Genomic DNA, 19,390 nt, shown 5'->3' with positions numbered 1-19,390 from the left:
GGGGGGCGACGGGGGGCGCGGGGGGGCCCCGGGGGGGGGGGGGGGGGGGGGGGGGGTGGGCGGGGGCCCCGCCCCCGCGCGGGTGCCCGGGGCACCCGCGGGGTGGGGGCGGGACGGGGCGGCGACCGCTCCCGGGGCAGGGCGTGGGGGATCCCGGCGCGCCCGCGCGCGGCGGGCGGCCCGCCGAGGTCGCGTGCGCTCATCGGGCCTCACCTGCGTTCTGCTCCGAGGAGGGCCGGGCGGGCCCGGGTGGCCCGGTCGGACGGACGGTCAGGCGTCGATCTCGCGGCGCCCCGGATCGTTCGCGGTGGAGATGGAGATGCTACGCGGCTTGGCCCTCTCTGCGACAGGGATGCGGAGGGTCAGAACACCGGAGCGGTAGTCGGCGTGCACGTGCTCGGTGTCGAGCGTGTCGCCGAGGAACAGCTGGCGCGAGTAGACGCCCAGGGGCCGCTCGGACACCTGCATCTCGACGTGCTCGTCGCGCAGCGTCGGGCGGCGCTCGGCCTTGACCGTGAGCACGTTGCGCTCCACGGACAGCTCGATCGCCGAAGGATCGACGCCGGGGAGGTCGAACTCGACGACGAACTCGTCGCCGTGGCGGTAGGCGTCCATCGGCATGGCGGCGGGGCGGGACCACGTCCCGGCGGCCGTCCCGAGGGCCTGCTGGGCGAGGCGGTCGAACTCACGGAACGGGTCGGTACGCATCAGCATCGCGGGTCGCTCCTTCCTGTCCGGCACTGTCGGCGATGCTTCCGGCCGGAACCTCCGGGCTCCGATCGGGATATCTGCATTCTGCACTACAGGTTTCGCCGGGCGCAAGCGTGCCGTTCCACTGGACCGTTCCAGATCAGCTCTCCCGGATCGGGACGATCTCACCGAGCCCCACGAGCATCACGGCCTTGCGGACCGGCGAGTCCGCGGGCAGCACGATCTCGAGGCCGACCTGCAGCAGCTCGAGGCGGTTCGCGAGGGTGAACAGCGCGCGCAACCCGGCGCTGTCGAGGTAGGTCAGCCCGCCGAGGTCCAGCACCACGGAGCGGGCGCGGTTGGTGATCACGTCCTGCAGGCGCTGCTCGACGGCTCCCGCGTTCTCCAGGTCGACCTCGCCGGCGACGGCGATCTCCCAACGGCCGGGCTCGGCCTCGCGCGCGTCGACGTTCACGTCGGTCACGTGTCCCTCCCCAGAGACTTCTCCAGCACGACCCGGGTACCGGTGGCGTCGCGGTCGACGTGGACCTCGTCGACGAGCCCGTGCATCAGGGTGGTCCCGCGCCCGCGGTTGACCCCGCGCGCCTCGCGCCAGGCGCCGGTGTCGCGGACGGTGGCGCGCACCCGACGCCCGTGCAGCTCGAGGTGCACCTCGAGGACGCCGCCGCCGGGCCCGTAGGCGTGCTCGACGACGTTGGCGCACGCCTCGCCCACGGCCAGGACCAGGTCGGAGATCTCCTCCGGGCTGGCCCCGACCGAGCCGAGGTAGGCCCGCAGGGACTGCCGCACCGACCGCAGCGACCGCGGCTCGGCGGGCTCGACCAGCCGCAGCGGCACCGCGCCGTCGTCGCCCGGGCGGGCCACGACCAGCAGCGCGACGTCGTCCGCGGACGTCCGGCTGCCGATGAGCCGGCCCATGATCCGGGCGCAGAGCTGCTCGGCGGGCGCGGGGCGCACCGCCTCGGTGAGCCGCGCCAGCCCGACGTCGAGCGACTCGTGACGGCGCTCCACCAGGCCGTCCGTGTAGAGGACCAGGCAGGACCCGGCGGGCAGCTCGACGGCGCGGGCGCGCCGGCGGCGGGTCGGCGTCAGGCCGATCGGAGGGTCGGGCTCCACGTCCATCAGCTCGCCGGACTCGCCCGCGAGGCTGCGGACCGGCGGCGGGTGTCCGGCCGAGGCCACCCACGCGACGGACTGGTCGACCTCCACGACCGCGCACAGCACGGTGGCCATGACGTCCCGCTCGAAGTGCTGGACCTGCACGTCGAGCTTGCGCAGCAGCTCCGCCGGGTCCTCGGTGAGCAGGGCGTAGGCGCGCACCGCGTTGCGCAGCCGGCCCATCGCGACGGACGCCGCCAGCCCGCGCCCGACCACGTCGCCCACCACCACGCACAGCCGCCCCGACGGGAGGTCGAACACGTCGTACCAGTCGCCGCCGACCTCGCCGCCGCCGCCGGGCACGTACCGCGCGGCGAGCTCCAGCCCCGGTACGGTCGGCAGTTGACCGGGCAGCAGGCTCCGCTGCAGGGCCGCCGCGGCCGTCCGCTCGGCCTGGGTCATGCGGGCCCGGGTCGCCAGCGCGATGCGGTCCGCCGCCAGCTGCAGCAGCTCGGCGTCCTCGGTGGTGAACGCGCGCGGGACCAGCACGCCGACGTGCAGCACGCCGATCACGTCCCCCGCGACGAGCAGCGGGACGCCGAGCAGGGACCGGATGCCCTTCTCGCGCAGGATCGGGTTGAGGACGTTCGAGTGGTCGACCTCGTCGATGATCACGGGGCGCTTCTCCGCGGCGATCCGGCCGGCGAAGCCCCTGCCGATCGGGATCCGCACGCCCTGGCTGGTCTCCTCCTCCAGCCCGCGGGTGGCGGTGGCGACGAGGAAGGTGGCCGAGGGGTCGAGCAGCAGCACGGCCACGGTGTCGACCTCGAGCAGGTCCCGGACGCGCTCGAGCACCTCGGTCAGCATCTCGTCGACCCCGAGCCGGGCGAGCTCGGTGTCGGTGAGCGTCTGGATACGGCGGAGCCGGTCACCGGTGGTGTGGGTGTCCGTGTCCGTGGCCGCTCCGCTCTCGGCGGGTCGCACCATCGGAGTCTAGGCGCGCCGGGCGCCGGCGCCCCGGGCGCCCGGCACCGGTCGGCGCTCGAGGGGGCGGACGGCGGGGCCATCCAGGACCGCGCCGTCGACGTCGAACCGGGACCCGTGGCAGGGGCAGTCCCAGCTGCGCTCGGCGCCGTTGAACCGCAGCAGGCAGCCGAGGTGCGTGCAGCGCACCGAGACGGCGTGCAGACCGCCGTCGGGGTCGCGGTAGACGCCGGTGCGGTCGGTGCCGGAGCGGACGATGCGCCCCTCCCCCACGGGGACCGCGGCCGCCGACCCGGCCTCCCCCGGCCGCAGCCGGTCGCCGACGAGGTCGAGCGCGACCTTGGCGTTCGTCCTGACGAGGGTGGGCAACGCCCGCGGGCTGACGCGGTGCGGGGTGAGCACCGGGGAGCCGGGCCCGCCCGCGAGCTGCTCCGTGAGCAGGGCCGCCGCCATGCTGCCGCCGGAGAGCCCCCACTTCGAGTAGCCGGCGGCGACGAACACCCGCGACGAGACCGGTGTGTAGGTGCCGACCATCGGGGTGTGGTCGTAGGGCAGGGCGTCCTGCGCCGACCAGCGGTGGGTGACCCGTTCGACGGCGAAGTGGCGGCGCAGGAAGTCCTCGAGCACGCCGTAGCGGCCCGGGGCGACGCCCCGCTGGCCCGCCGGGTGACCCTGGCCGCAGACGATCACCTGGTCGCCGAGCGAGCGGAAGGACCAGCTCGGCGAGCCCGCGGTGATCGACATCGAGCGCGGCGGGCCGCCGCGGACCCGCGCGGCCACGCAGTAGGCCCGCACCGCCTCCATCCGCGCGAAGTAGACCCCGCGGTCCCACACCGGGAAGTGCGTCGCGACGACGACCCGGTCGCCGGTCAGTACCCCCCGGGTCGTCCCGACGCGGACCGGGTCGTCCTCGGTGAGCTCGGTCGCCCGGGTGCGCTCGAACACCGCCGAGCCGTCGCCGTGCACGGCCGCCGCCAGCGCGCGGGCGTACCGGACCGGGTGCAGCTCGACCTGATCGGGCAGCCGGACCGCGCCGACGACCGGGAAGGGCAGGTCCGTCTCCTCGGTCCACTCCACCGGCAGCCCGGCGGCCTGCGCGGCCTCGAACTCCTTCTCCACCGACCGGAGCTCGGAGCGGTCCGCGGCGGCCGTGCAGGCCTCCCGGCGGCGCAGGTCGCAGTCGACACCCAGCTCCTCCACCGTGGCCGCCACCAGCTCGACGCCGCGCAGGCTGTGCTCGGCGTAGTAGGCCGCCGCCTCCGCGCCGCGCGCCGACCGGATCCGCGACAGCATCGTGGCCTGCAGCGCCGTCACCTTGGCGGTGTTGTTGCCGCTCGCGCCGGAGGCCACCCGGTCCGCCTCGACGACCGCGACCCGCGCGCCGTGCTGCTTCAGCAGGTAGGCCGTGGTCAGCCCGGTGATACCGGCGCCGAGGACGAGCACGTCGAAGTGCCGCTCGGTCGTCGGCCCGGTGTAGCGCACGCCGGCGTGGTCGGCCAGCCAGGGCGAGCCGGTCTCGGTGGTGGTGGGCACGGGTCGGTCCGCGTTCGGGGGGTCGGCCACCCGGGTGCAGTACCCGCGTCCGCGCGAACCAACCCGCTCGTCCCCGTGTCCGGCGGGCCCCGCCGGGTAGTGCCTCCCGGGCGAGGGAGGGAGCACGGATGGCGGGGACGACGGGGACGGCCCGCGCGGTCACGCGTCGGGCGGGCCGGCGCAACGCGCTCGCGGGCGTGCTGCTGGGGCTGGGCGCGGTGGCGTTCGTCGACGAGACCGTGTTCCACCAGCTGTTGCACTGGCACCACTTCTACGATCGGGCGAGCTCCGCGGCCGGCCTGGTCTCGGACGGGATCTTCCACGCCTTCAGCTGGTTCGCCACCGTCGCCGCGCTGTTCCTGCTCGCGGCGCTGCGCCGGGACGGCGAGGTCCGGCCGGTCCGCGTGGTCGGCGGGGCACTGGCGGGCGGCGGCGCCTTCCAGCTCTACGACGGGCTGGTGCAGCACAAGCTGCTGGGCTTGCACCAGATCCGGTACGTGCCCGACGTGCTGGTCTACGACGTCGTGTGGAACGTCCTCGCCGCCGTCCTGCTCGTCGTGGGCCTCGTCCTGCTGGCCCGGACCCGGCGCGCGTGAACGGGCACGAGCTCGCGGGGCTGGCCGGCGCCGCCGTCGCAGGGACCTACCTGGCGGCGGTCCTCGGGCGTGCCTGGCCGGCCGGGCGGACGGCGTGCTGGTTCGGCGGGGTCGCGGCGGCCGCGGTCGGTGCCCCGCTGACCGGCCACGGCGACCTGCGGCTGCACGTCGCCGGGCACCTCCTGCTCGGCATGCTCGCACCGCTGCTCCTGGTCCGGGCGGCCCCGGTCACGCTCGCACTGCGCACGCTGCCGGTGGCCCGCGCCCGCCGCCTGGCCGCGGTGCTGCGGTCCGGGCCGGTCAGCGTGGTCGGCCACCCCGTCGTCGCCGCCGTGCTCGACGTCGGCGGGCTCTGGGTGCTGTTCCGGACCGGCCTGCACGCGGCGGCGGACCCGGCCGTGCACGCGCTGGTCGCGATCCAGATGCTGCTGGCAGGCACGCTGTTCGCCGCGGCGCTGGTGAGCCCCGACCCGGCGCCGCACCGGGCGCGCCTCGGCCTCCGCGCGGCGGTGCTGGTCGCCGCCGTCGCCGCGCACGACGTCCTCGCGAAGACCCTCTACGCCGACCCGCCGCCGGGGATCCCCGCCGCGCAGGCGCGGGCGGGTGCGGAGCTGCTGTACTACGGCGGCCTGCCGGTCGAGCTCGCGCTGATGGTGCTGCTCGGCGCCGAGTGGTGGGCGCGGGACCGTCGGGCCGCGCTCAGGCCGGCGCGAGCCGCCAGCTCATCGTGACGGTGGTGCCGTCCTCGCGGTGCACGGTGGCGCTGGCGTCGGCCAGGACGCCGATGAGCGGCCGGCCCCGCCCGCGCAGCGGCTCGTCCGGGTCCGGTGTCCGCCAGCGGCCCTCGTCCGCCACGACCACGGTCAGCTCGTCCGCCCCGCAGCGGGCCGTGACCTCGACCGGGCCGCCCTCCCCCTCCGGGTAGGCGTGCTCGGCGGAGTTCGCCATCGCCTCGTACGCTGCGAGCACCACGTCCTCCTGCCGTTCCTCCGGCAGCCCGGTCCCGGCCGCCCACCCGGCCAGCGACCGGCGCAGCCCGACCAGCCGCTCCGCCGTCGCCCACAGGCGGACGTGGAAGTCCGCCGTCCCGGACGCGGCCGCGGTGCCGGAGGTGCCGGAGGTGCCGGAGGTGCCGGAGGTGCCGGAGGTGCCGGAGGTGCCGGAGGTGCCAGGGGTGCCGGACGGGCGGTCGTCGCTCCCGCGGGTGCGGCTCACCCGGGCTCCCCGGTGCGGTGCACGTAGATCAGGGCGACGTCGTCGTCGTGCGTCCCGCCGGTCAGCTGCGCGACGAGGTCGTCGCACGCCTCGCCGGTGACCGGACGCGGCAGCGCGGCGACCGCCTCGAGCAGCCACTCCAGCCCTTCGGTGACGTCCCGGCTGCGGCTCTCCACCAGCCCGTCCGTGTAGAGGAACAGGTCGTCCCCCCGGCGGAACTCCGCCGTGCGCTCCGGGAAGACGGACCCGACGCCGAGCGGCTGGGCCAGCGCCTCGCCGAGCTGCTCGATCGTGCCGTCGGCGCGGAGCAGGAGGGCCGGCAGGTGCCCGGCGTTGGCGTAGACCAGGCCGTCGTCGGGCGTCTGGACGGCGTAGAAACAGGTGACGAAGGTCGAGTCGGTGAAGCTGTCGAGCAGGGCCGAGACGTGCCGCAGCACCTCCGACGGTGGCAGGCCGAGCAGGGCGTAGGAGCGGATCGCGGTGCGGACCTGGCCCATGACGGTGGCGGCGGTGACCCCGTGCCCCACGACGTCGCCGATGACGAACGCGGTGGCGCCGGACTCCAGGCGGATGACGTCGAACCAGTCGCCGCCGATCTTCGGCCCGGTGGCCGCGGGCAGGTACCGGGTGACCAGCTCCAGGCCGGGGACCGTGGGGGTGTCGGGCAGCATGCTGCGCGAGAGCTCGCGGGTGAAGTCGCGCTCCCGCTCGAACATCCGGGCGTTGTCCAGCGCGATCGCCGAATAGCCGGCGATGCCCTCGGCCACGTACTCGTGGCGGCCGGTGAACCGGCCCGGCTCGGGGTGGCCGAAGAAGAAGCCGCCGAGCACCTCGCCGCTCGTCGGGCTGATCACGGACACCGCGAGGTAGCTGCGCACGGGCAGGTGGCCCTCGGGCATGCCGTGGTACGGGGCGTTGCGGCCGAAGCGCGGGTCGGCGGTGATGTCCTCGCTGCGGAGGGTGCCCCTGCCGTCGAAGGTCGGTGCGAACACCTCCGTGTTGCGCGGCATCGGGAACCGCGAGAACGCCTCCCGCGGCACGCCGGACAGCGTGTAGAGCGTGTAGGACTCGCCGAACTGGTTGACCAGGTTGTAGAAGAACGCGCCGAACGCCGCGCCGACGGCCGTGGTCGCCGCGTCGGTGGCCTCCTGGACGATGCGGCCGATGTCGAGCTGCGCGGTCAGCCGGCGGCCCACCGAGTGCAGCGCGTCGATCACCGCGGCCTCGGTGCGCAGGGCACCCATCGCGCGGCGGAGCCCGCCGGTCGCCGCGGCGACGGCCTCGGCCGCGAGCAGGTGCGAACGGCCGACCGCCGCGCGGGTCACCAGGGCGACGGCGTCGTGCGCCGCGCTGCTCCCGTCGCCGTTCTCCGTGCCGTCCCCGTCGAGGACGACGAGCGCCGCCGTCGCGCCCGGGAGCAGCGCGGCCAGCTGCGCCTCGTCGGGGACGAGCACGCCCGCCTCGTCCGCCGGACGCAGGCCCGCGAGCTGGCCGGGGGTGAGCACCTGCCGCTCGACGGGCACGGGACGCCCGTCGGGGCCGGTGAACGCCGACGCCAGGGCGGTCAGCAGCGCGTCGACCCCGGGGATCGCCCCGTCGGTCCCGTTCCCCTCCCCGGTCATCGGGCGCTCATCCGGCGGCGAGGGCGTCGGCGAGGGTGGGGTGGATCGTGAGCTCGTCCGTGAGCCGGGTCAGCTCCAGCGGGCGCAGGACGAGCCGGCCGGCCGCGACGACGCGGACCGTGACCTCCCCGCGCAGCTGCCGGTTGGCCCGGACGAGCTCGGCCATGCCGGCGGACGCCAGGAACGTCACCTCGGTCAGGTCGATCACGAGCAGCGCCGGGCGCAACCGCGCGGCACGCTCCACCGTGCGCTGCACCCTGGGAGCGAGCGAGAGGTCGAGGGCACCGGCGACGGCGAGCACGACCCCTTCCGGCACCTGGTCGAGCCGGACGGAGCCCGCGGGCTCGTCGTCGAACGGGCCCGCAGCCACCCGTTCGGGTTCGGTCATGCGGACATACTCCCGTGCGGAGGTCACGGAGGCGACACCGGATCCGGGAAGGTACGTCGGGGAACCGACGACGGTCAGCGGGCGACCAGCCGGCGACCGGTCAGGCGGGCGAGCGGCATGCTGATCGTGTGCCCGCCCCGGCTCGGCGGCCAGGGCGACTGCAGGAGCCGGACCAGCGCGGACAACCGGGAGCGGTCGGTGACCTCGTAGGCCTGCCCGACGCCGAGCACGCTCCAGCCGGTGTGGTCGTCGGCGTCGATGCGGTCCACCTGGAAGGCGACGACGGCCCCGCGGGTCGCGGCGACCAGCGTCGGCCCGCCCGCGGAGCGGAAGACGATCTCCTCGCCGTCGAGCACGTAGGTGACGGGGTGGGCCGCGGGCATGGCCCCCTCGGTGTAGATCACCCGCCCGAGGTCGGCGGTCGCCAGCAGCCGCAGACACTCGGCACGGTCGATCTCCACGAGATCGGCCCTGCCGTCGGACACGGCTGTGGAGGACTTCGGCACGTCGGGGATTCTTGTTCCCGACCGACCGTGCGGCAGGGGCCGAAAGCCCTTACTTGGCCTTTGGTGACCTCGGTCACAAGGGGGTCTCAGAGGCCGTGCCGGCGGCCCCCCGCGACCAGGGCGGCGACGCGCTCCTCGGACCCGGCCGAGAAGGCGTCGCGACGGGCGTCGACCGCCGCGCGGGTCTCCTCGACGACCAGGTCCGCGTTGATCTGCGCCCCGGCCAGCGCCCCTGCCGCCGCGGCCGCTCCCACCTGCGCGGACGGGTCGGCGACGTTGCCGGCCGCCCACACGCCCGGGGCGTCGGTCCGCCCAGTCGGATCGGTCCGCACGTGCTCTCCCGTCCCGCTGGGGTGCTCGACGGCGTGCAGGCCCAGCGACCCGAGGAAACCCGCCCGCGCGACCATCCGGGTCGCCACCGCGAGCGCCTCGCGCGGGACGCTCCGGCCGTCGGCGAGCCGCACCCCGACGAGCCGGTCGTCGACGACCTCCAGGGACTCCACCGGGCCCTCGACGACGGCGATGCCGCGGGCGGCCAGCTGCTCCGCCACCTCGTCCGTGAGCGACGCCGAGGTGTGGGTGAAGAACGTGACGTCCGCGCTCCACTGCCGGAACAGCAGCACCTGGTGCACCGACATCGGGCCGGTCGCCAGCACGCCGATCGCCCGGTCCCGCACCTCCCAGCCGTGGCAGTAGGGGCAGTGCAGGACGTCGCGGCCCCACCGCTCCCGCAGCCCCCGGACGTCGGGCAGCTCGTCGACCAGGCCGGTCGTGACGAGCAGCCGGCGGGCGCGGGTGGTCCGGCCGTCCGCCAGCGCCACGCGGAACCCCGCGCCGTCCCGGGTCACCGCGGCGACCTCGCCGGCCACCACCTCGCCCCCGTACCCGCGCACCTCCGCCCGGCCCCGCTCCAGCAGCTCCGCCGGGGCCATCCCCTCCCGGCCCAGCAACCCGTGCACCCCCGACGCCGGCGCGTTGCGGGGCTCGCCGCCGTCGACCACCACCACCGACCGCCGCGCCCGCGCCAGCATCAGCGCACCGTTCAGGCCGGCCGCGCCGCCGCCGACCACCACCACGTCGTAACCCGCTGCCAGTTCCTCGGCCATCTCGACCACCTCCGGGGACGAGCGTGCGCGCGGCGCGGTCGGGACAGCAAGGTTCCTTGCTGATACGGCAAGGGTCCGGATCGATTTCGTCCGAACCCGTTCCCGGGGCATGAACGATCTCCGCACCGGGAACGCGACGGGTAGGCACGAGGAAGGAGCAGTCGTGACTGTGCTTGCCGCCCCGACCCTGCCTGGTCGGTTGGCGATCTCCGGACCGCAGCCGGGCGTGCACGTCATCGCCGTTCACGGGGCGCTCGACCCGGTGGTCAGCACCCGCCTGGTACGGCTGGTCGACGCGCGGATCCGGCTCCGTGAGGTCGGCGGCGCGTCGACGCGGCACATCGTCCTGGACCTGACCGCGGTGGACTCGGCCACCCTCCCGGCCGTCGAGACACTCGCCCGCGCCGCCCGCACCGCCGAGCAGCACGGGCTGGGCCTGCACCTCGTCGGGTTCGACGCCGTCGCCGGGCGCCTCCCGGCGGCGGCGCGGCAGCTCGTCGGCCGGATGAGCCGCTACCCGGACCTCGGGTCCGCCCTGCGCTCGCTCTGACCGCCGGCCCGAGCGTCCAGCCGCTCCCGCTGCGGCACCACGACGTACTTCGGGTCCTTGGTGGACGCCACGCCCGCCTCGAACACCCCGAAGCGCTGCAGCGCGCTGCCCGCGAGCAGCGCCAGGCCGGAGGCGGCGGCGCCGACCCGGCCGCGGTGGGCGACGAGCAGCGTGCCGGCCAGGCCCGCCGCCGTCAGCGCCTCCGAGGCGCGGCGGAGCCGCCCGACGTGGCCCTCCCGGTACACCTCGCCGACGAGCCCGAGCCGGTGCTCCATCACCCGCGACGCCACGATCTCGCCCGCCGCCCCGACCGCCGCGAACGCGCGCGCCGGGCCCGCCTCCGCGACCGGTGCGCAGAGCATCCCGAACCCGCCGCCGCTGGCCGCCGCGGACCCGACGAACACGAACGGCAGCTCGTCGCGCACCTCGTTCCACCCGGGAACCGCGGTGTGCGACAACAGGACCGCGGTGTACGACGCCACCCCGGGCGCCGTGGCGGCCGCGCTCAGCCCGAGCGGGCGGGCCAGCCGGCGCAGCAACCGGGCGGGCCAGGTGCGACGCCACCGGCGCGGCACCAGCTCGTCGACCGCGGCGGCTCCGGCGCCCGCACCGAACGCGCTGAGGATCCACGTCCCCACGCTCATCGGCGAGGTCGGCTTGAGCACCCGCAACATGTGGTGGAAGCGCTCGGGCCGGCCCAGGTCCGACACCAGGAAGTAGAGGCCGGCCAGCAGCGCGCCCAGGGACCCGAGCCGGCTCGAGCGCCGCAGTGCGGGCCGGCCGGTGAGGTCCGCGCCCGCGGCGACCACCGACGACCCGGCGGCCAGCCCGCCGCAGAACAGGTAGGCGGCGATCTTCCACTCCCACACCGGCGCCTTGAGCACCGGGCGCCCGTAGTAGGAGCGGAACTCCGCCTCGGGGACGACCGTCGGTTCGCCGCCACCACGCCGACCGCCGCGCCGACCACCGCGCCGCCGCCGGATCCCCTGGAACATCTCCGCGGACCGCGCGGCGCTGCCGCCGGCGTCGCTGGGCAGCTCGGCCGGCTCCGGGCCGGTCACCGGCGGCCTCCCGCCACGAAGGCCGCCACGCCCGCCAGCAGGAACGCCGCCGCGGCCTGGCCCGCCCGCCTCCACATCGCCGGCCCGTCCCGGGTCGGGACGTGCGGGTCCGGCGGCAGGCCGTACACCTCGGGCTCGTCGAGCAGCAGGAAGAAGGCACCGCCGCCGCCCACGCCGTCGTCCGGGTCCCGGCCGTACAGCCGCGCCTCGCCCACCCCGAGGTCGTGGAGCCGGGCGAGCCTGCGGTCGGCGCGCTCGCGCAGCTCGTCGAGCTCGCCGAACTGGATGGAGTCGGTGGGGCACGCCTTGGCGCAGGCGGGTTCGAGGCCGTCGCCGATGCGGTCGTAGCAGAGCGTGCACTTGTTGGCCCGCCCGTCGTGCTGCCGCCGGTCGATCACGCCGTAGGGGCAGCCGGACACGCAGTACCCGCAGCCGTTGCAGATGTCCTGCTGCACCACGACGGTGCCGAACTCGGTCCGGAACAGCGCCCCGGTCGGGCAGACGTCGAGGCAGCCCGCGTGTGTGCAGTGCTTGCAGACGTCCGACGCCATCAGCCACCGGAAGTCGGTCCGGCTCTCCGCCCCGGTGAGGTCGCCCGGCCGGTCGAAGCCGGGCATCCCCAACGCCTGCGGCTCCGGCCGGCCCGGAGGCAGCGGTTCCGTCCCCAGCTCCGATCCCCCGCGCGGCGCCGCCTCCAGCCGCGGCTCGACCGCACCCGCGGTCTCCGGGATACCGCTCGGACCGGTGGGCAGGCCCGCGAACCCGGGGTCCTGACGTCCCGTCACCCGCGGCTGCTCGACGAACGCGACGTGCCGCCACGAGTCCGCGCCGAGCATCCCGGTGTTGTCGAAGGACATGCCCAGCAGGTCCAACCCGTCCTCGGGGACGGCGTTCCACTCCTTGCACGCCACCTCGCAGGCCTTGCAGCCGATGCAGACCGACGTGTCGGTGAAGAAGCCGACGCGCGGCGGGTGGTCGACGTGCCCGGCCTCGCCCGCCACGTCGTCGAGCGGCCCGGACAACCGGTTCCGCGTCATGAAGCCTCCTCGGTGTGCGGCACGCCGGGCGCCGTGGCGATCCGGGTCCCCGTCGCCACGGTGATCCCGGCGGCGGCCCCCACCTCGTCGAGCAGTGCCCGCAGCGCCGGTCCGCGCGGCCGCGGTCCGGGCCGGACGTCGCAGGTCGCGACCTTGCTCTCCTGGATGAACACGTTGGAGTCCTGGACGACGCCGAACAGGTCGTTGACGACGTCGCCGGACACCAGGCCGGTGTGTCCGAAGTGGTACGGCAGCCAGACCTGGTGCACCACCCGGCCGTCGACCCGCAGCGGCGCCAGCCGGTCGGTGACCACCACCCGGGCCTGCACCGCCGCCCGGCTCGTGACGACGTGCGCGTCACCGAGGTGCATCAGGCCCCGCTCGCGGGCCAGCTCCGGCGACACCTCCACGAACAGCGCGGGCTGCAGCTCCGACAGGTACGGCAGCTGCCGGCTCATCCCGCCCGCGGTGTGGTGCTCGGTCAGCCGCGCCGCGGTGAGGACGTACGGGAACACCTCGGACCCGTGCTCGGGCGGCGCGGGGTTCGACGGGTTGTCCGGCCGGCCGTAGACCTTGCGCGTCGGGTTGCCCTGCTGCCGGTACAGCGGGTTGCGCACCGGGGACTCGTGCGGCTCGTAGTGGGTCGGCAGCGGCCCGTCGAGCAGACCGTGCGGCGCGAACAGCCAGGCCTTCCCGTCGGGCTGCATGACGAACGGGTCGTCGCCGGACAGGGCCTCGGGCCCGGTCGCGCCCTCGGGCGGCCGGTGCCCCGGCGGGGTGTTCCGCGGGAAGTCGGGGATGTCGTGCCCCGTCCACGCGCCCTCGTCCGCGTCCCACCAGACGAGCTTCTTCCGCTCGCTCCACGGGCGGCCCTCCGGGTCCGCGGAGGCCCGGTTGTAGAGCACGCGCCGGTTCATCGGCCAGGTCCAGCCCCACTCGGCGTCGTAGGGCCCCTGCTCGGTGTGCGGCTTGCGCCGCGCGGCCTGGTTGACGCCCTCGGCGTAGACCCCGCTGTAGATCCAGCAGCCGCACGAGGTGCTGCCGTCGGCCTCGAGCCCGAGGTGGCTCGACAGCAGCTCACCGGTGGTGAGGTCGTGGCCGTTGATCCGGCGGAGCACGTCGTCGGCCGAGGGCTCGACCCAGTCCCCCTCGCCGCCACCCTCGGTCGCGTAGTCCCACGCCAGCTTCTGCACCGGCACGTCGCGCTCCTGTGTGGACCCCGCCAGCCGCTCCCGGACGAGCCGGCCCAGGTGGTAGGCGAACCACAGCTCGGAGCGCCGGTCGCCGGTCGGCTCCACGGCCTTGGTGCGCCACTGCAGCATCCGCTGGGTCTGGGTGAACGTGCCCTCCTTCTCCACGTGCGACGCCGCCGGCATGAGGAACACCTCGGTGCGGCACCGCTCGGGCACGATCTCCCCGGTCTCGATCTCCGGAGAGTCCCTCCAGAAGGTCGCCGTCTCGATCTCGTTGAGATCCCGCACGACCAGCCAGTCCAGGTTGGCCAGTCCGAGCCGCTGGAGCTTGCCGTGCGCCGAGCCGACGGCCGGGTTCTGGCCGAGCACGAAGTAGCCGGACACCTTCCCGTCGATCATGTCCATGACGGTGCGGTACGTGCCGTGGTCGCCGTCGATCCGCGGCAGCCAGCCGAAGCCGAAGTCGTTGTCGGGGGTGGCCGCGTCGCCGAAGTATTCCTTGAGCAGGGAGACCAGGTAGGCGTCGACGTCGTAGCCGTAGCCCTTGTGCCCGGCCGTGCGCTGGTCGGCGATCCACGCGTCGAGGTCGGTGTGCGACACGTTCGGCATCGCGAGATAGCCCGGCAGCAGGTTGAACAGCGTCGGGATGTCCGTGGAGCCCTGGATGCTCGCGTGCCCGCGCAGCGCGAACACGCCGCCGCCGGGCCGGCCGATGTTGCCCAGCAGCAGCTGGAGGATCGCCCCCGCGCGGATGTACTGCGCGCCCACGCTGTGCTGCGTCCAGCCCACGCTGTAGACCAGCGCCGTGGTCCGGTCGCGGTTCGAGTGGGTCGTCCAGGCGCGGCAGACCTCGAGGAACTCGTCCTGCGGGGTGCCGCAGACCCGCTCCACCATCTCGGGCGTGTAGCGCGCGAAGTGCCGCTTCAGGACCTGGAAGACGCACCGCGGGTGCTGCAGCGTCGGGTCCCGCTCGGCCCGGTCCGCGCCGCCGACGCCGGCGCCGCTCGCCCCGGCCTGGAGCGGCTCGCCGAAGGTCTTCGCGCGGTCGCCGTCGTCGTCCCGCGGCGGCTCCGTGCCCTCGTAGAACCAGCTGTCGCGCTCGTAGGTGCCGGTCCCCGGGTCGTAGCCGGAGAACAGCCCGTCGAGGTCCTCGGTGTCGGCGAAGTCCTCACGGACCAGGAACGACGCGTTGGTGTACGCCGCGACGTACTCCCGGAAGTCCAGGTCGTTGTCCAGGACGTACCGGATCACGCCGCCGAGGAAGGCGATGTCCGAGCCCGCGCGGATCGGGACGTAGGTGTCCGCGACCGCACTGGTCCGGGTGAAGCGCGGGTCGATGTGGATCAGCGTGGCGCCGCGCGCCTTCGCCTCCATCACCCACTGGAACCCGACCGGATGGGCCTCGGCCATGTTCGAGCCCATGATGATGATGCAGTCGGAGTTCGCGAGGTCCTGCTGGTAGTCCGTCGCGCCGCCGCGACCGAAGGAGGTCCCCAGACCGGGGACGGTGGCGGAGTGTCAAATACGGGCCTGGTTCTCGATCTGGATCGCGCCCATGGCCGTGAACAGCTTCTTGAGGAGGTAGTTCTCCTCGTTGTCCAGGGTGGCGCCGCCGAGGGCCGCGAGCCCGACCGTCCGGTTGAGCCGCCTCCCCTGCGCGTCGCGCTCCTGCCAGCCGCGCTCGCGCGCCGCGACGACCCGGTCGGCGATCATCTCCATCGCCTCGTACAGGTCCAGCTCGGTCCACTCGGTCGCGCACGGGGCGCGGTAGCGGACCTTCTCCAGCCGCTGTGGACCGGTCACCAGCTGCAGGCTCGCGGAGCCCTTGGGGCACAGGCGGCCGCGCGAGATCGGCGAGTCCGGGTCGCCCTCGATCTGCACGACCTCCTCGTCGCGGACGTAGACCTTCTGGGCGCAGCCCACCGCGCAGTAGGGGCACACCGATCCCGCCACCCGGTCGGCCGTGGCCGTCCGCGGCCGCAGGCCGACGTGCCGCGGGGACTGCGCGGCGGCGCCCCGCCCGAGCGGGTCCGGGCCCGTCAGCTGCCGGTACACCGGCCACGCCCCCAACGGCGTCGAGGCCCCGATCGACCCGAGCCACGTCCGCACGCCCATGCGGCCCCCCTTCCGCCCTCCGGCGTCACTACCCGAACCGTCCCCGCCGAAACGCCGTGGACCGTCCTGTCCCGCCACCCGTTCGGCGCCGCCGGATCGCCGGCTGGGCCGTACGGGTGGTCGCTCGGCGGCGTCCCCGTATCCGGGTGTCCGGGACGCGGGCCGGGGTACCGCCCCGGCCGTCTGCGAACGGAAGGAGCGTGCAGTGACGGAGAGCACCAGCGAGACCGTCCGAACCGAGGGCGCAGAGGTCGGACGCACCGCCGCCGAGGCGGGTGGGCAGGTCGCCGGTACGGCTGCCGAGGAGGCACGCAACGTCGCCGGCGAGGCCCGCCGGCAGGCGAAGGACCTCGTCGGGCAGGCGCGCGGCCGGTTGCAGGAGCAGGCGGGCTCGACGCAGCGCCAGGCCGCCGACGGCGTGCACGGCGTCGCCGACCAGCTGCGGCAGATGGCGGGGTCGGCGGACGGCGGCCCGGTCGCCGACCTGGCCCACGAGGCGGCCGACCGGGCCGAGCGCCTCGCGTCCTGGCTGCGGGAGCGCGAGCCGGGCGACCTGGTCGCGGAGGTCCGCCGGGTGGCCCGGCGCCGCCCGGGCGCCTTCCTCGCCGGCGCCGCCCTGGCGGGGGTCCTGGTCGGACGGCTGACCCGCGGCGTCGTCGAGCACGAGAAGGGCGGGCCGGGCCCGGACGGCAGCGCGCTCTCGCCGTGGCCGAGGGACCACCACGCCGCGCAGGGGGCTCCCCCCGGCCACGGCCCCGGACAGGGCGTGCCCCCGGGCTACGGCGCCGGACGGGGTGTGCCCCCGGATTACGGCGTGGCCGGACAGGGCATGCCGGCCGCCCCGCCCCCGCCGGCACCCGTGACCCCTGGCCCGGGTTCGACCCCGCCCGTGCCACCGGGACCGGGCACGCTCGGGCAGGGCCCGCCGCCGAACGCGCCCACGCCGCCGCAGGGCGGGCCCCTGGTGCCCCCGCCGTCCGCGCCGCCGGGCACCGGTCCGGCACACGCGCCGCGACCGGGCTCGACGACCGTCGGGGACTACGTCGACGAACTGGGCCGCCGCGGTGACCCCCGCGTGACCGACGAGGACCGCCGGTGAGCACCCCGGGCGGCGGTCCGCCGCGCGACCTCTCGCGGGATCTCCCACCCCAGCCCGCGCCCGCGACCGCACCCCCGGCCATGCCGCCGGGCCGGCACGCGGCACCCGGGCCGTTCGACCACGCCCCGCCCGGCGCGCCGCCCCCGGCCGGAGGCCCGCCCGACGTCTCCGACGTGTCGGTCGGCGACCTCATGGGCCAGGTCTCCCGCGACCTCTCGACCCTGATGCGCCAGGAGCTCGCGCTCGCGCAGGCCGAGCTGAAGCAGGAGGCCCGCAAGGCCGGCAAGGCCGCCGGCGGCTTCGGGGCCGCCGGGTTCGCCGGCTACATGATGCTGCTGTTCCTCTCGGTCGCGCTCTGGGCGGGACTGAGCAACGTCATGGACGGCGGCTGGGCAGGCGTGATCGTCGCCCTGGTCTGGGCGGTGATCGGGGCGATCGCCTTCGTCGTCGGGCGGAACAACGCGCGACGCACCCACCCCACCCCCGAACGCACGGTCGACACGCTCAAGCAGGTTCCCGACGCCCTCAAGGGCCGGTGAGGAGGACCGATGACCACCCCGTACGACAACACCGCCAGCCCCACCCCCTACGACGCCCGGTACGGCACGCAGCACGACGCTCCCTACGACACCGCCGGATCGTCCGACGACCCCGACGCCATCCGTCGCGAGATCGAGCGGACCCAGAGCCGGCTCAGCGGCGACGTCGACGCCCTGACCGAGAAGGTCACCCCCAGCCGGGTCGTGCAGCGCCGGGTCGACCGCGTGCGCGGCCGCGTTTCCGGCTGGCGCGACGCCGTGATGGGCAGCGACCCCGCCGGCTCGGCGCGGGACACCGCCCACGAGGCCGCGGGCACGGCCCGCTCCCTCGCCGGGCAGGCCCAGGACCGGGCGGGTTCGGTGGCCGACACGGTGGGCGACAAGGCGTCCGACGCCGCGTCGACCATCGCGGACACCGCCCGCGAGGCACCCGACCGGGTGCGGCAGCAGGCCAGGGGCAACCCGCTGGCCGCGGTTCTGATCGCCTTCGGCGCCGGCTGGCTCGTGTCCTCCCTGCTCCCGGCGAGCCGGAAGGAACAGGAGCTCGCGGGCCAGGCCAAGGACCGGGCGATGGAGGTCGGCCGCCCGCTGGCGCAGCAGGTCGGCGAGAAGGCCAGGGAGATCGGCGAGGATCTGCGCGAGCCGGCGCAGCAGGCGGTCCAGTCGGTCCAGGAGACCGCGCAGGACGCCGCCTCCACCGTGGCCGACGAGGGCCGGTCGGCGGCCGGCCAGGTCCAGGACCGCGCCCAGGACGCGGGCCGGAACGTGAAGGAGCAGGCCGGCCCGTCCTGAGTCCCGTACCCGGGCGGGGAGGGACCACGCCCCGCCCGGGTACGGCTCCGCGAACGGAACGGGGCGGACGGGCGAGGGCGGCGTGCTGCGCCGGCGTGGACGCGGCGGCGTGAATCCGCGCCGACCGGGTAGGCCGCCGGTATGAGCGGCTCACCGATCGTCCGGGCGCTGCGCGCCACCGAGAACGTCCGGGTCGCGGAGGACGGCGTCGCGGCCGTGCAGCGCGGGCTGCGCCGGTTCCTCGCGGGGAGCCGGCTCGACGCGGCGCTGCGCGGCGCCTGGCTCGGCCATCCCGTGCACCCGCTGCTCGTGACCGTGCCGATCGGCGCGTGGGCCTCCGCCGCCCTGCTCGACGCCGTCGGCGGCCAGGAGCACGCCGCCCGCCGGGTCGTCGGGGCCGGGATGGTCAGCCTGCTGCCGACGGCGGTGACGGGGCTGGCCGACTGGAGCGGGCTCGACGAGCGGCGCCGGCGGGTCGGGCTGCTCCACGCGGCCGGGAACGTGGTGTCCGCGGCCTTCCTCGGCGCCTCCTACCTCGCGCGCCGGCAGGGCCGGCACCGGACCGGGGCCGTGTTGTCGCTGGTCGGGGCGCTGCCGCTGTCGGTCGCGGGCGCACTCGGCGGGCACCTGTCCTACGCCCAGGGCGCGGGCGTCGGACGCTGGCCGGAGGCCTCCTCCGACGCCGGCCGGACGGAGGGCGCCGGCGAGCCCGGTCCCCCCGACACCGGCGCCATCCCGGGCAGCGGCCCCGAGGCGAACCCCACCTGAGCACCCACCGGCCCCGAAGCCGGGGTCCCTTCGAACGAGGGGCAGATCCGCCGATTCCCCTCACGACCGCATGCCTCCCACACCCGCGGGTAGCTGCGGTGCATGACCGACCGACCCCACGGCATCCCCCCGGCCGAGCTCGACGACGACACGCTCCGCCGGGAGATGACCCACCTGCACGAGACCCGCCACGACACCGTTCTCGACGGCACCGAGGACGCGCTCGAGACGCACACCCGCCGGATGCTGGAGCTCGAGGCGGAGTTCCTGCGCCGATTCCCCGCCGAGGCCGCGCCGGACCCGCGGCGCACCCGCGCCGGGAGCCGCCAGGAGGCGGGGCCGGCCCCGGGCTCCGGCTGACCCGCGATGGGCGTGGCCGGTCCTTCCCCGGCGGCGCGCTGCCGCCGGTCCACGCCGGACCGGGCCGGAGCGACGGCCGGTAGCTACGGGCTGCGCACCAGCTCGGCCGGTGCGGCG

Annotated in this window: 20 protein-coding genes; 8 read left to right on the top strand and 12 right to left on the bottom strand. The window is 75.7% G+C overall.

Translation table 11 applies throughout. The features are described from left to right. Window positions 1-270 precede the first annotated feature (270 nt). The 4 genes from AB0B41_RS37945 to AB0B41_RS37930 all read right to left on the bottom strand — a co-directional run bounded on the left by AB0B41_RS37945 (window position 271) and on the right by AB0B41_RS37930 (window position 4,326). Window positions 271-714, bottom strand: a complete 444-nt coding sequence (locus AB0B41_RS37945) for an Hsp20/alpha crystallin family protein (RefSeq protein ID WP_358211866.1) — start codon at window positions 712-714, stop codon at window positions 271-273. A gap of 136 nt (window positions 715-850) precedes the next feature. Further along, entirely contained in the window at window positions 851-1,174 is a 324-nt protein-coding gene (locus AB0B41_RS37940; protein WP_358211865.1) for an STAS domain-containing protein, read from the bottom strand. Then, a complete protein-coding gene (locus tag AB0B41_RS37935) occupies window positions 1,171-2,793 on the bottom strand; it encodes a SpoIIE family protein phosphatase (RefSeq protein ID WP_358211864.1) in 1,623 nt (540 codons plus the stop codon). The genes AB0B41_RS37940 and AB0B41_RS37935 overlap by 4 nt, the downstream gene beginning before the upstream one ends. Window positions 2,794-2,802: 9 nt before the next feature. After that, entirely contained in the window at window positions 2,803-4,326 is a 1,524-nt protein-coding gene (locus AB0B41_RS37930; protein ID WP_358211863.1) for an FAD-dependent oxidoreductase, read from the bottom strand. Window positions 4,327-4,454: 128 nt separating this feature from the next. Between AB0B41_RS37930 and AB0B41_RS37925 the strand changes: the two genes are divergently transcribed. Together AB0B41_RS37925 and AB0B41_RS37920 are read left to right on the top strand one after the other, a co-directional pair. Further along, window positions 4,455-4,922: a DUF2243 domain-containing protein gene (locus AB0B41_RS37925; protein WP_358211862.1), complete on the top strand. Its 468-nt coding sequence runs from the start codon at window positions 4,455-4,457 to the stop codon at window positions 4,920-4,922. Next, the gene (locus AB0B41_RS37920) at window positions 4,919-5,653 is read left to right on the top strand and encodes a cytochrome c oxidase assembly protein (RefSeq protein ID WP_358211861.1); all 735 of its coding nucleotides are present in this window, start codon (window positions 4,919-4,921) and stop codon (window positions 5,651-5,653) included. Before AB0B41_RS37925 ends, AB0B41_RS37920 begins: the two co-directional genes overlap by 4 nt. Here AB0B41_RS37920 and AB0B41_RS37915 read toward each other — a convergent pair. The 5 genes from AB0B41_RS37915 to AB0B41_RS37895 form a co-directional block, all read right to left on the bottom strand. Next, entirely contained in the window at window positions 5,622-6,137 is a 516-nt protein-coding gene (locus AB0B41_RS37915) for an ATP-binding protein (protein ID WP_358211860.1), read from the bottom strand. The genes AB0B41_RS37920 and AB0B41_RS37915 overlap by 32 nt on opposite strands. After that, complete coding sequence (locus AB0B41_RS37910; RefSeq protein WP_358211859.1) at window positions 6,134-7,759, bottom strand: GAF domain-containing SpoIIE family protein phosphatase; 1,626 nt, start codon at window positions 7,757-7,759, stop codon at window positions 6,134-6,136. Before AB0B41_RS37910 ends, AB0B41_RS37915 begins: the two co-directional genes overlap by 4 nt. A gap of 7 nt (window positions 7,760-7,766) precedes the next feature. Then, complete coding sequence (locus AB0B41_RS37905) at window positions 7,767-8,147, bottom strand: STAS domain-containing protein (protein WP_358211858.1); 381 nt, start codon at window positions 8,145-8,147, stop codon at window positions 7,767-7,769. A 74-nt stretch (window positions 8,148-8,221) separates the two neighbouring features. Beyond that, window positions 8,222-8,653 carry a pyridoxamine 5'-phosphate oxidase family protein gene (locus AB0B41_RS37900; RefSeq protein WP_358211857.1) on the bottom strand — a complete coding sequence of 144 codons (432 nt, stop codon included), beginning with the start codon at window positions 8,651-8,653 and terminating at the stop codon, window positions 8,222-8,224. Between the two features lie 86 nt (window positions 8,654-8,739). Beyond that, window positions 8,740-9,759, bottom strand: a complete 1,020-nt coding sequence (locus tag AB0B41_RS37895; protein ID WP_358211856.1) for an NAD(P)/FAD-dependent oxidoreductase — start codon at window positions 9,757-9,759, stop codon at window positions 8,740-8,742. A gap of 163 nt (window positions 9,760-9,922) precedes the next feature. On the opposite strand from AB0B41_RS37895, the gene AB0B41_RS37890 reads away from it, so the two are divergent. Then, complete coding sequence (locus tag AB0B41_RS37890) at window positions 9,923-10,309, top strand: STAS domain-containing protein (RefSeq protein WP_358211855.1); 387 nt, start codon at window positions 9,923-9,925, stop codon at window positions 10,307-10,309. Here AB0B41_RS37890 and nrfD read toward each other — a convergent pair. The 3 genes from nrfD to fdh form a co-directional block, all read right to left on the bottom strand. Continuing rightward, the gene (gene nrfD, locus AB0B41_RS37885) at window positions 10,273-11,304 is read right to left on the bottom strand and encodes an NrfD/PsrC family molybdoenzyme membrane anchor subunit (protein WP_358211867.1); all 1,032 of its coding nucleotides are present in this window, start codon (window positions 11,302-11,304) and stop codon (window positions 10,273-10,275) included. The two genes, AB0B41_RS37890 and nrfD, sit on opposite strands and share 37 nt — an antisense overlap. 62 nt (window positions 11,305-11,366) lie before the next feature. Next, window positions 11,367-12,407, bottom strand: coding sequence for a 4Fe-4S dicluster domain-containing protein (locus tag AB0B41_RS37880; protein WP_358211854.1), 1,041 nt, complete (start codon window positions 12,405-12,407; stop codon window positions 11,367-11,369). Continuing rightward, complete coding sequence (gene fdh / locus AB0B41_RS37875; protein WP_358211853.1) at window positions 12,404-15,715, bottom strand: formate dehydrogenase; 3,312 nt, start codon at window positions 15,713-15,715, stop codon at window positions 12,404-12,406. The genes AB0B41_RS37880 and fdh overlap by 4 nt, the downstream gene beginning before the upstream one ends. Before the next feature lie 205 nt (window positions 15,716-15,920). On the opposite strand from fdh, the gene AB0B41_RS37870 reads away from it, so the two are divergent. The 5 genes from AB0B41_RS37870 to AB0B41_RS37850 all read left to right on the top strand — a co-directional run bounded on the left by AB0B41_RS37870 (window position 15,921) and on the right by AB0B41_RS37850 (window position 19,273). Next, on the top strand, window positions 15,921-16,814 hold the full coding sequence (locus AB0B41_RS37870; RefSeq protein ID WP_358211852.1) for a hypothetical protein: 894 nt from the start codon (window positions 15,921-15,923) through the stop codon (window positions 16,812-16,814). Further along, window positions 16,811-17,353, top strand: a complete 543-nt coding sequence (locus AB0B41_RS37865) for a phage holin family protein (protein WP_358211851.1) — start codon at window positions 16,811-16,813, stop codon at window positions 17,351-17,353. The genes AB0B41_RS37870 and AB0B41_RS37865 overlap by 4 nt, the downstream gene beginning before the upstream one ends. 9 nt (window positions 17,354-17,362) lie before the next feature. Next, window positions 17,363-18,145 carry a DUF3618 domain-containing protein gene (locus AB0B41_RS37860; protein WP_358211850.1) on the top strand — a complete coding sequence of 261 codons (783 nt, stop codon included), beginning with the start codon at window positions 17,363-17,365 and terminating at the stop codon, window positions 18,143-18,145. A gap of 141 nt (window positions 18,146-18,286) precedes the next feature. Then, the gene (locus tag AB0B41_RS37855) at window positions 18,287-18,913 is read left to right on the top strand and encodes a DUF2231 domain-containing protein (RefSeq protein ID WP_358211849.1); all 627 of its coding nucleotides are present in this window, start codon (window positions 18,287-18,289) and stop codon (window positions 18,911-18,913) included. A 102-nt stretch (window positions 18,914-19,015) separates the two neighbouring features. Further along, window positions 19,016-19,273: a DUF6158 family protein gene (locus AB0B41_RS37850; protein ID WP_358211848.1), complete on the top strand. Its 258-nt coding sequence runs from the start codon at window positions 19,016-19,018 to the stop codon at window positions 19,271-19,273. The last annotated feature ends 117 nt before the right edge of the window (window positions 19,274-19,390 follow it).

This window comes from Pseudonocardia sp. NPDC049154 (assembly GCF_040648315.1).
Lineage (GTDB): Bacteria > Actinomycetota > Actinomycetes > Mycobacteriales > Pseudonocardiaceae > Pseudonocardia.
This window is presented reverse-complemented; position numbering and strand designations above follow the sequence as displayed.

What these genes read in the sequence shown, in the direction of transcription:
- AB0B41_RS37945 (WP_358211866.1), bottom strand. Translation starts at nt 714, where the DNA reads ATGCTGATGCGTACCGACCCGTTCCGTGAGTTCGACCGCCTCGCCCAG.
- AB0B41_RS37925 (WP_358211862.1), top strand. Translation starts at nt 4,455, where the DNA reads ATGGCGGGGACGACGGGGACGGCCCGCGCGGTCACGCGTCGGGCGGGC.
- AB0B41_RS37910 (WP_358211859.1), bottom strand. Translation starts at nt 7,759, where the DNA reads ATGACCGGGGAGGGGAACGGGACCGACGGGGCGATCCCCGGGGTCGAC.
- AB0B41_RS37905 (WP_358211858.1), bottom strand. Translation starts at nt 8,147, where the DNA reads ATGACCGAACCCGAACGGGTGGCTGCGGGCCCGTTCGACGACGAGCCC.
- AB0B41_RS37895 (WP_358211856.1), bottom strand. Translation starts at nt 9,759, where the DNA reads ATGGCCGAGGAACTGGCAGCGGGTTACGACGTGGTGGTGGTCGGCGGC.
- nrfD (WP_358211867.1), bottom strand. Translation starts at nt 11,304, where the DNA reads ATGTTCCAGGGGATCCGGCGGCGGCGCGGTGGTCGGCGCGGCGGTCGG.
- AB0B41_RS37880 (WP_358211854.1), bottom strand. Translation starts at nt 12,407, where the DNA reads ATGACGCGGAACCGGTTGTCCGGGCCGCTCGACGACGTGGCGGGCGAG.
- AB0B41_RS37860 (WP_358211850.1), top strand. Translation starts at nt 17,363, where the DNA reads ATGACCACCCCGTACGACAACACCGCCAGCCCCACCCCCTACGACGCC.
- AB0B41_RS37855 (WP_358211849.1), top strand. Translation starts at nt 18,287, where the DNA reads ATGAGCGGCTCACCGATCGTCCGGGCGCTGCGCGCCACCGAGAACGTC.
- AB0B41_RS37850 (WP_358211848.1), top strand. Translation starts at nt 19,016, where the DNA reads ATGACCGACCGACCCCACGGCATCCCCCCGGCCGAGCTCGACGACGAC.